Origin of the sequence: Nonomuraea sp. NPDC003709, from assembly GCF_040610775.1 — a bacterium.
Classification (GTDB): Bacteria; Actinomycetota; Actinomycetes; order Streptosporangiales; family Streptosporangiaceae; genus Nonomuraea; species Nonomuraea angiospora_A.
The window spans coordinates 184,608-195,752 of sequence record NZ_JBEXMW010000026.1 but is presented as its reverse complement, the minus strand read 5'-3'; the positions used below and the strand labels follow the sequence as shown (position 1 = coordinate 195,752).

The 11,145-nt window shown below is 70.1% G+C and carries 5 protein-coding genes; 3 read left to right on the top strand and 2 right to left on the bottom strand.

All coding sequences use genetic code 11. From position 1 onward, the window contains the following. The first annotated feature begins 289 nt into the window (after positions 1–289). The 3 genes from ABZX61_RS52775 to ABZX61_RS52765 all read left to right on the top strand — a co-directional run bounded on the left by ABZX61_RS52775 (position 290) and on the right by ABZX61_RS52765 (position 8,244). Positions 290–6,430: an RHS repeat-associated core domain-containing protein gene (locus tag ABZX61_RS52775; protein WP_355207350.1), complete on the top strand. Its 6,141-nt coding sequence runs from the start codon at positions 290–292 to the stop codon at positions 6,428–6,430. 108 nt (positions 6,431–6,538) lie between these two features. Then, complete coding sequence (locus ABZX61_RS52770; protein ID WP_350730050.1) at positions 6,539–7,297, top strand: SDR family NAD(P)-dependent oxidoreductase; 759 nt, start codon at positions 6,539–6,541, stop codon at positions 7,295–7,297. A 161-nt stretch (positions 7,298–7,458) separates the two neighbouring features. Continuing rightward, positions 7,459–8,244, top strand: coding sequence for an alpha/beta fold hydrolase (locus ABZX61_RS52765; RefSeq protein ID WP_355207347.1), 786 nt, complete (start codon positions 7,459–7,461; stop codon positions 8,242–8,244). Between the two features lie 220 nt (positions 8,245–8,464). Here ABZX61_RS52765 and ABZX61_RS52760 read toward each other — a convergent pair whose 3' ends face one another. Beyond that, complete coding sequence (locus tag ABZX61_RS52760) at positions 8,465–9,613, bottom strand: AI-2E family transporter (protein WP_355207344.1); 1,149 nt, start codon at positions 9,611–9,613, stop codon at positions 8,465–8,467. A 121-nt stretch (positions 9,614–9,734) separates the two neighbouring features. Further along, entirely contained in the window at positions 9,735–11,018 is a 1,284-nt protein-coding gene (locus ABZX61_RS52755) for a DivIVA domain-containing protein (RefSeq protein ID WP_355207340.1), read from the bottom strand. Positions 11,019–11,145 lie beyond the last annotated feature (127 nt).

Below are 11,145 nucleotides of genomic sequence, written 5' to 3'. Positions count from 1 at the left end.
CTTCACCGGCTACTGGCCAGGAGTCGTGGACGACGTCCGCACGTATGACGGCGTGCTGAGCGCCGAGCAGATCGCTCAGCTGGCCGCCCAGTAAGTTCCCACCCACCCCAGTAAGTCCAATCTGCACCCCGACTGGGAGAGGTTCATGGACCTGCCGAGTGAGTTAGACCTGCCCGAATCCCGCTGGAATCGACCTCACGAACCCGACGAACCCGACAATCCCGACCCTTACTGGAACCGTTTCGTCAAGCCCAAGCCCGAGTCGCCCTGGCCTCGCAGACTCGCGGCGGTGCTCACCATCGCCCTCGTCGTCCCCCTCACGTACGCCATGCCCGCGGAGGCCGCGCCCCGGCCGGCCCCCTCGGTGGAGAACGAGAAGCCGATCAAGGGCAAGAGCGTCCCGGTCCTGCCCCCGATGGCCAATCCCGTCGAGAAACAGGCGTGGAAGGCGCCGCCAGGCGTCGCCTGGCCCAAACCCCAGGCGGCGGAGCTGGGCGGCACCGGGGCGAGCACCCTGGCGGCGACCGGCTTCCCCGTGAAGCTGGCCCCGCAGAAGGCCGCCGCCGCCAAGGCCGAGACCCCCGACCCGGTACGCGTCGAGCTCCTCGACTCCAAGCTGCTCGGCCTCGCGATGCGCGTATCGCCCGGCCAGGGAGCGAGCCTCAAGGCCGCGTCCGGCAAGAAGTCCCGCCTGCAGATCGACTACTCCGGCTTCCGCTACGCCTACGGCGGCGACTACGGCGCCCGGCTCCGCGTGGTCAAGCTGGAGGAGTGCGCCCTGACCGAGGCGGACGGCTGCGCCGCCCCCCAGCCGGTCAAGAGCGAGAACGACCCGAAGGCGGGCACGCTGACCGCCGAGTTCGAGCCGGCCGGCCTGTACGCGGTCACGGCCGCCGCCTCGGGCCAGTCCGGCGACCACTCCGCCACCTCGCTCGCCCCGTCGGCGAGCTGGGGCGTCGGCCCCCAGACCGGCGACTTCAACTGGGACTACGACCTGCGCACCCCTCCCGCGCTGGGCGGCGACGAGCCGGAGTTGTCGATCGACTACTCCTCCCAGAGCGTGGACGGTCGCACCGCCTCCACCAACAACCAGTCCTCCTGGGTCGGTGAGGGCTTCGAGCTGAACCCCAGCGGCTACATCGAGCGCCGCTACAAGTCCTGCATGGTCGACGGCAAGAAGACCGGCGACCTGTGCTGGGACGGGGAGAACGTCACCCTGTCGCTCGGCAACTCGGCCGTCGAGCTGGTCAAGGACGCCACGAGCAAGCAGTGGCGGCCCAAGCGCGACGACGGCACCCGCATCGAGTACCTCACCGGCGCCACCAACGGCGACAACAACGGCGAGTACTGGCGGGTCACCGGCGCCGACGGCACCCAGTACACCTTCGGCCTGAACCGCCTGCCCGGCTGGGTCACCGGCAAGGCGGAGACGAAGTCGGTCCAGACGGTGCCGGTGTTCGGCAACAACAGCGGCGAGCCCTGCTACAACAGCACGCCGGCCAACGCCTGGTGCCAGCAGGCGTACCGGTGGAACCTGGACTACGCGGTGGACACCCACGGCAACGCCACCACGTACTGGTACGCGCAGGAGAAGAACTACTACGGCCGTAACATGAAGCCCGAGCTGGGCACCGTGTACGACCGCGCGGGCTACCTCACCCGCATCGACTACGGCTACCTGCAGAACGAGCTGTTCACCAAGGCTCCCGCCTCCCGCGTCGTCTTCGACGTGGCCGAGCGCTGCCTGCCCAGCGGCACCATCACCTGCGCCGCCGACCAGCTCAAGAAGGAGACCGCCAGCAGCTGGCCGGACGTCCCGTTCGACCAGATCTGTGACTCCGGCGTGAAGTGCACCGACCGCCTGGCGCCGACGTTCTTCACGCGCAAGCGCCTGACCAAGGTCACCACGCAGATCATCAACGCCTCGGGCCAGTACACCCCGGTGGACTCCTGGACGCTCACGCACCAGTTCCCCGCCTCGGGCGACGGCATGAGCCCGGCGCTGTGGCTGGCGTCGATCCAGCAGAGCGGTCACGTGGGCGGCACGATCACGCTGCCCAAGGTCACGTTCATCGGCGTCCAGCTGCCCAACCGGGTGGACGCCAACGAGGGCCGCGCTCCGCTGGTCAAGTGGCGCGTGCAGGCCGTGAACAACGAGTCCGGCGGTGAGCTGCGCGTCAACTACTCCGCCGCCGACTGCAAGCCCGGCGACGTTCCCGCCGCCGACAAGAACGCCAGGCGCTGCTTCCCGCAGCGCTGGTCACCGCCGAACGAGGCCGAGGTGACCGACTGGTTCCACAAGTACGTGGTCACGCAGACGATGGAGGTGGACCGCGTCGGCGGCGCCCCCAACGTCGTCACCGACTACGAGTACCTCGACGGGACCGCCTGGCGCTACGCCGAGAACATCCTGGTCAAGCCCGAGCACCGCACGTGGTCGGACTTCCGGGGTTACGGCCGGGTCCGGGTGCGTCAGGGCGACGGCCAGGACACCAAGCGCACGCTGACGGAGTTCCGCTACTTCCGCGGCATGGACGGTGACAAGCAGGCCGACGGCTCCAAGCGCAGCGCGCAGGTCACGGACACCGAGGGCGTCAAGCTCGACGACCTCGACCAGTTCGCCGGCTTCGAGCGCGAGGAGGTCGTCTACGACGGCGACGGCGGGGCCATCCTGAGCGCCACGCTCGAGGCGCCCTGGTCCGTCAAGACCGCCGAGTCCACGCAGAGCGGTGTCACCAAGGCCGCGTACGTGGTCGAGCCCAAGTCCATGGTCACCCGCACCGCGCTGGAGGGAGGCAAGTGGCGTCGTACCGGCGAGGAACGCGAGTACGACACCAAGGGCCTGCTCACCCAGGTGGAGGAGAAGGGCGACCTGGCCAGCACCGACGACGACCAGTGCACCCGCTACACCTACGCCCGCAACGACACCAGCTGGATGCTCGACTACACGAGCCGGATCCAGAAGGTCGCCGCCGGCTGCGGCACCGCCGTGTCCACGCTGGCCGCCGGTGAGGTCATCTCCGACCAGAAGGTCCAGTACGACAACAAGGCGTACGGCCAGGCGCCGACCAAGGGTGACGTGACCACCGTCGAGAACACCGTCTCCGGGGACGGCGCGACGATCGTCGAGAGCACCCACACCTACGACGCCTACGGTCGCGAGACCAGCGAGACCGACGCGCTGGGCACCAAGTCCACCACCACCTACACCCCGACGGCGGGCGCGCCCCCGACCGAGATCAAGGAGACCAACCAGCTGGGCCACGTCGAGCTCACCCTGCTCGAACCGGCCTGGGGAGAGCCGTACGCCGAGGTCGACGCGAACAACCGCCGCATCGACATGGAGTACGACGCGCTCGGCCGCCTGGTCAAGGTCTGGCAGCCCGACCGCAGCAAGGCGGCCAACCAGTCGCCCAGCACCGAGTACGCCTACTCGATGCGCACCGACGGTCCCAGCTTCGTCACCACGAAGACGCTGAACGCGGACGGCACCTACAGCGCGAGCCACGAGCTGTACGACGGCCTGATGCGCAAGCGCCAGACCCAGGAGCCCGCGCCCCGCGACGAGCAGACGCAGGACCCGGCGCTGCGTGACGGGCGCACGATCACCGACACCGTCTACAACTCGCTCGGCGAGGCGGCCAAGGCGAACACCGGCTACTTCGCCACCGGGACGCCCTCCACCGACCTGCTCGCCGTGGCCGACGTGGACGTGCCCAACCAGGTCGTGGTGACCTTCGACGGCAGCGGTGACGCCAACGCGCAGATCCTCAAGGCGAAGGGCCAGGAGAAGTACCGGGTCAGCACCACGCAGCAGGGCGACCGGGTCAACATCACGCCCCCGGCCGGAGGCACCGCCACGACCCGCATCGGTGACGCGGAGGACCGGCTCATCGAGTTGCGCCAGTACAAGGGCGCCACCCCGACGGGCGAGTACGAGTCCACCAAGTACACCTACGACCACGCCGGACGCCTGTCCACGGTGACCGACGCGGCGGGCAACGTGTGGAAGCACCACTACGACATGCGCGGCCGCGAGATCAAGATGGAGGACCCCGACAAGGGGGCCACCACGATGACGTACAACGACGCCGACGAGCTGGTCACCACGACCGACTCGCGCGGCAAGACGTTGTACTACGTCTACGACGCGCTGGGCCGCAAGAAGGAGCTGCGCGACGGCTCCGCGACCGGTCCGCTGCTCGCCGAGTGGCAGTACGACGCGCTGGCCAAGGGCCACATGAACGCCAGCATCCGCTACACGGGCGGGCAGGCGTACAAGGCCGAGATCAACGCCATCGACTCCGACTACCGCACGCTGCGCGAGACCGTCACCATCCCCGAGCGGGAGGGCAAGCTGGCGGGCTCGTACCAGCTCAACACCCGCTACACGATCGACGACCAGGTCCAGTCCGTCAGCTTCCCGGCCGCGGGCGGCCTGGCGGAGGAGCAGGTCGTCTACACCTACGACGAGCTCAGCCAGCCGACCAAGGTCAGCGGCCTGAACACGTACGTGACCGCGACCCGCTACTCCAAGCTGGGCGAGACCCTGCAGCAGGAGCTGAGCACGGGAGGCAAGAAGACCTGGGTCACCTACACCCATGACGAGGGCACCCGCAGGATGTCCAGGATGCGGGTGGACAGGGAGGGCGCCGCGGCGACCGACCTGGACCTCAACTACAGCTACGACGCGGTCGGCAACATCACCAGGATCGCCGACAAGGGCGCGAGCGGCCAGGACACGCAGTGCTTCAAGTACGACCATCTGCGCCGGATGACCTCGGCGTGGACGGGCACCGACGACTGCGCCAGTGGTAGCCCGCAGTCCGACAAGATCGGCGGCGTGGCCCCGTACGCGCTCAGCTACGAGTACGACGCCACCGGCAACCGGACCAAGGAGATCAAGCACGCCTGGGGCGGCGCGGGTGAGACCACCCGTACCTCCACCTACCCGGCGGCGGGCGCCAAGCAGCCGCACGCGCTCCAGACCGTCGGGTCGGACCTCTTCGAGTACGACGCCGCGGGCAACACCACCAGGCGCAAGGTCGGCAACTCCGACCAGAGCCTGGCCTGGGACGCCGAGGGCAACCTGGAGTCGGTGACGGAGGCGGGCAAGACGACGTCCTTCGTGTACAACGCGGAGGGCGACCGGCTGATCCGCAAGACGCCGACCGACTCCACGCTCTACATCGACGACATCGAGTTGCGCTTCGACTTCGCCAAGGACGCCGTCGAGCAGACTCGCTACTACACCATCGGTGGCGAGCCCATCGCGGTGCGCACGCCGGACAACCAGGTCTACTTCCTGGTCAACGACCACCAGGGCACCGCTCAGGCGGCGGTGAACGCCGGCACCGGTGAGCTGGCGGTGCGGAGGACGACTCCGTTCGGCGAGAACCGGGGATCGCCACCGGCGTTCTGGCCGGGGCAGCGCGGATTCGTGGGAGGCACGCAGGATTCCACGACCGGACTGGTCCACCTCGGGGCCCGCGAGTACGATCCCAAGAACGGGCGCTTCCTGTCGGTCGACCCCGTCATGGAGGAGCAGAACCCGCAGCAGCTCAACGCCTACGCCTACGCCAACAACAGCCCCGTCACCATGAGCGACCCCGACGGGCAGCTGTTCTGGTTCGTCGCCGCCATCGCGGTCAGGGTCGCGGCGCAGATCATCGCCAGGAGGCTGGCGATGGCCGCCGCCAGGCGGGCCGCCATCGCGGCGGCGCGTGCGGCGGCGAGAAGGGCCGCCCTCGCGGCGGCACGGCGCCGGGCATTGGCGGAGGCCAGGCGGAGAGCCGCGGCCGAGGCCAAGAAGCGGGCCCTGGAGGCGGCGCGGAAGAAGGCCGCGGCCGCGGCCAGGAAGAAGCTCCAGGAACAGGCCAAGAAGAGGGCGGCCGAGCGGGCCAGGAAGGCGGCCACGGCACGGGCACAGCGGCGGGCCGCGGCGGCGGCGAAGAGAGAGGCGAGGAGAAAGGCCGCTGAGCAGGCGGCCAAGCGCCGGGCCGCGGCGGCGGCCAGGACGCGCAACAGGCGGGCCGGCCGGCTCCCCAGCGGGATCCAGCGGGCACGGCAGCGTCCGGCGCAGCGGCCGACCAGCCACAGGGCGCAGCAGCGGCAGTCGCCGCCGAGGGACAGCCGGCAGCCGATGCAGCCACGGCCGAGCCAGATCTACCGTAACGACGGCTCGACCCAGCCGACGCAGTCCTACACCGTCTACCGAGACGGCCGGATGTATCCGGACGGACCGCCGCCGGCGGCCCGGCCCGGCGGCTCCGGCCAGGGTGAACGGCAGATCTTCCGGCCGGAGAAGATCGAGCCCGAGAACACGAGGACGGGCACGATCGCCGAAACCGGCTTCAAGGTCAACCAGTATCTCGACAAGAGCGGAATAGCCGACGCGCTCGACATCATCATCTGGGGCTTGGGAGGTTAGCCCCTACTGATCGGACACCGGCGCGGGACCCTCACGGGTTCCGCGCCGGTGGCGTTTTCGGGTGTCATGTCCCTAGAATCTTGTTCGGTAATGACTCGAGGAGGCAGCGTGGGCGCGTTCGATCTCAGTGGGAAGCAGGCTCTGGTCACGGGAGCGTCGAAGGGGATCGGGCGGGGCATCGCACTCGCCTACGCCGAGGCGGGGGCCGACGTGGCGCTCGTGTCCCGCTCGGCCGAGAGCCTGGCCGAGGTGGCCAAGGAGGTCGAGGCGCTGGGCAGGCGCGCGGTCGTCATCCCCGCCGATCTCACCGACCGCGACGCCGCCGCGGGGGCCGTCGCGGCGGCGATCGACGGGCTCGGGCACCTCGACATCGTGGTCAACAACGCGGGCGGCTCCAACTTCCTCGTCGAGTTCAAGGACCTGCGGCTGTCGGGCTGGGACAAGCTGATGCGGCTCAACCTCGACTCGGCCATGATCGTCTGCCACACCGTCGCGCCCCACCTGCTGGAGCGGGGTGGCGGAACGGTCATCAACGTGGCGTCGGTGGCGGCGCTCGGCGCGCCCTTCCTCGCCCCGTACGCCGCCGCCAAGGCCGGGCTGGTGGCGCTGACCAAGACGCTGGCCGTGGAGTGGGCGCGGGCGGGGGTGCGGGTCAACGCGCTGTGCCCCGGCTGGACGGCCACCGACCTCAACCGGAACCTCTGGGAGGACGAGACCTCCGGTGCCGCCACGGTCGCCACCGTGCCCATGCGGCGCTGGGGGACGGTGGCGGAGATGGCCCAGCCGGCCGTGTTCCTGGCGAGCTCGGCTTCCGCGTACATGACGGGCCAGGTGCTGTTCGTGGACGGCGGCGCCACCGCCATCTAATTGTGTACGCGATTATTCGCCGGCCAATGCCAGTTTTATAGCTGACATTGGCGAAATGCCCCCTTTATGGGGAGCTTTAGCGAAGCCGTCTTCGGTTTTCGGCAGATATAGGCATACGACATTGAGTGCTTGCGGCCGTGAACCGGGCTACCGTGTGGTCCGTGCAGCTCTACACGAGATCGGCCGGAACCGGGCTCCCGGTTGTGCTGCTTCACGCGTTCCCGCTCTCGTCGGCCATGTGGCTGGCCCAGCGCGAAGGACTGGCCAAGGCCTGCAGGGTCATCACACCCGACCTGCGCGGCTTCGGCGGGTCCCGCCTGGGCGACGACGAGCCGTCGCTCGACCTGATGGCCGACGACGTCGCCAGGCTGCTCGATGACGAGGGCATCGAGCGGGCGGTGGTGGGCGGGCTGTCGATGGGCGGCTACGTGACCATGGCGTTCTGCCGCCGGCACCCCGACCGGGTGCTCGGCGTGATCCTGGCCGACACCAAGGCCGGCGCCGACCCGCCCCCGGCGCGGGACAACAGGGAGCGCATCGCGCAGGCCGTGCTCTCCGAGGGCAGCGAGGTGCTGGTCAGCGAGGTGCTCCCGGCGCTCATCGGGCCGACCACGAGGGAGCGGCGGGCCATGGTGTTCGGGCGCGTCAAGGGGCTCGTGCAGTCCGCGCCGCCGGGCGCGGTCGCCTGGGCGCAACGGGCGATGGCCGCGCGGCCCGACTCGTTCGACACGCTGAGCGCGCTGAAGGTGCCGCTGCTGGTCGTGGTGGGGGAGGAGGACGAGCTCTCGCCACCCGCCGACGCGGAGGCGATGGCGCGCACCGTACCCGACGGGCGACTGGAGATCATCCCGAAGGCCGGCCATCTGAGCGCGGTGGAGCAGCCCGAGGCGTTCAACACGGCGATCACCGAATTCCTCCGCACCGACCTCGCCACCCCCCGCCCCTGACCCCACCCGACGGCCGGCTGCCCGCCCGCGCCCTTCCGCGGCCCAGGGACCGCACCCTTCCCCGGCCCGAGGGACCTCAGCCCTCCCTCACCCAAGGGGCCTCAGCCCTCCCTCACCCGAAGGACCTCAGCTCTCCCTCTCCCCGAAGGAGCTCAGCCGGAGTGAGACGGGCGACGGGGGCGCGGTCGGCACTGGGACTCGGCCCCTCCCCGGGAGGCCCTCAGACGTGGTCCTGGCGCGGCAGGACCACCTCGCGGACGATCAAGGCGATGGCCGCCGCCACCGGAATGGCCAGCAGCGCGCCGACGATCCCCAGCAGCGCCCCGCCGAACAGCGCGGCGATCACCGTCACCGCCGGCGCCACGTCCACCGAGCGCTTCATCACCCTCGGATAGATGAAGTAGTTCTCGACCTGCTGATAGATCACGAAGAAGACCGCGCACGCGATCCCCGCGGGCACCGACTGCAGCAGCGCGACGCCGGTCACGAGCACCGCGCCGATCGTGGCGCCCACCAGCGGGATCAGGTCCGTCAACGCCACGACCAGGGCGAGCGCGAGCGCGTACTGCACTCCGGCGATGGACAGGAAGATCCAGGTCAGGAAGCCCGCGATGACCGAGATGAGCACGTTGCCCGCCACGTACCCGCCGATGCCGGAGAGGATCTGCTCGCTGATCGCCCTCGTCCGGGTCCGGCGGGAGGCCGGTACGAGCTTGAGCAGGTAGTCCTTGATCGTCTGCAGCGAGCCGAGGAAGTAGAGCATGAGCACCAGCAGCGTCACCGTGGTGTAGACGCCGTTCAGCACCACCAGCCCCGCGCCCATGATGCCGCTGGCCAGCGACGGCCCCAGCGTGGACGTCACGAACGTCTTGAGCTGCGCCAGGATCTGGTACTCGGAGTCGAGCTGGTGCAGCGTCGGGTTCTTGCCGAGCTCGGTGACGTACGTGGGCACCGCCGCCACGAACTCCGACAGCTGCTGGCTCACCGGCGGCACCACAGCCAGGCCGAACAGCGCGAACGCCACGATGACCCCGGCGAACACGATCGAGATCGCGCCCCGCCGGGCCAGGCCGCGGCGCTGGAGGGCCTCGACGGCTGGGTTGAGGCCGACGGCCAGGAACATCGCCACGACGACCAGGATGATCGTGCTCAGCGACGCGACGACCATCTGGGCGATCGCGATCGCCGTCAGCACCCCCAGCCCGCCGACCAGCCCGAACAGGAAGGGGCCGCGGGCGAGCGGCTTCCCGGGCAGTCCGTACGGCTGAGGGCCGCCGTCGCCCTCCTGGGCCGTGGCAGCTCTCTTTGTGGTCGTGGATTCTGCGGACTCGGCGGGCTCCGGGGCGGTGGGATCGACATCCGCGGACAAGGCGACACTCCCGAGATTGTCGGTAAACAGCAAAGAGAGAGCCTAGCGACCATCGGATCGCCAGGCTCTCTCCAACCTGCTCTTCAGCCCCCGTGTGCAGTCCCGACCTGTGGGCCGGTGGTTACTCCTGCCACCATTCGGCGTCGTCCTCGGACTTGCTCTCGGCCTTCGCCGCGGGCGTCGTGGCCGGTGCCTCGGCCACGGGAGCGGCGAGTGCGGGCTTGGCCGGGGCCGCCGTGACCGCGGGCTCCGGCTCCATGCCGGGCAGGGCCGCGCCGCCGAGCAGCTGGCGCAGCTGGGCGAGGTGGCTGGTGATGCTGTCGCGCTGGCGGGTGAGCTCGTCGACCTGGCGCTGCATGGTCGTGCGGGTGCGCTCGGCCTCGTTCTTCGCCTCGGTGACGATCGTGTCGGCGCTCGTCTTGGCCTCGGCGACGATCGTCTCGGAGCTCTTGCGGGCGTTGGCGACAAGCTGCTTGGCGTGCAGGTCCGCCTCGCGGCGGGTCTGCTCGGCCTGCTGGGTGGCCTTCGTGGCCCGCGACTCGGCCGTGGCCGCGCGCTGCTCGGCCTCGGCGACCATGCGCTGGGTGTTGGCCTGGGCGGTGGCGTGGCGCTCGGCCTCCTGGCGCTCGGCCTCCTCGCGGCGGGAGGCGAGCTGGATCTCGAACTCCGCCTCGTCCTGCGCCCGCTTGGCCTCCGACTCCTCCAGCACCCGCTGAGCCTGCGCGCGCATCTCGTCGGCCTGCCGCTTGGCGGTGGTCAGCACCTCGTCGCGCTCGCGCTTGGTCGAGGCCCGCAGCTGGGCGACCTCGCGCTCGGCGGTGGTGCGGAGCTTGGCGATCTCCCGCTCGGCGTCCGCCCGCTTCTCCGCCACCTCGTGGTCGGCGGTGGCCCGCAGCTTGGCGACCTCGCGATCGGTGGTGTTGGTCAGCTCGTCGGCCTCGCGGCGGGCGGTCGAGCGGGTCTCCTCGGCGTCGCGGTCGGCGGCGGAGCGCATCTCGTCGCTCTCCCGCGTGGCCACGGCGCGCTTCTCCGCGGCCTCGGCCTCGGCGGCGGCCCGCATGTCGGCGGCCTCGACCTTGGCGGCGGCCTTGATCTCGTTGGCCTCGGACCTGGCGGCCTGGACGAGCTCCGTGGCCTGCTCCTCGGCCAGGCGGAGCAGCTGCTCGATGCGGGCGCCGAGACCGGAGTAGGTGGGACGCTCCTGCTCCTGCAACTGGCGCTGGGAGTCGGACAGGTCGCGCTGCAGGCTCGTCACCTGCTCGCGGGACTGCCGTAGCTCTCCGTCTAGCTGCTTCAGATGATCGTGGACCTGATGCCGGTCGTAACCGCGGAGCACCACGTCGAACTCGCGTGCGGGGGCGTCCTCGAAGAAATTGTTGAGCTGGGCGTCGATGTCGGACTGCATGGAGGCTCAATCCTGGGTTGTCGAGACGGCTACACGGGCCGGACGGGGGGTTCGGGGCATCCGATCCAGGAGCCTGTGCCAAAGGGCAGGCTCCATGTCCGGTGGAAGGTCAAGCGTACTCCGCTGG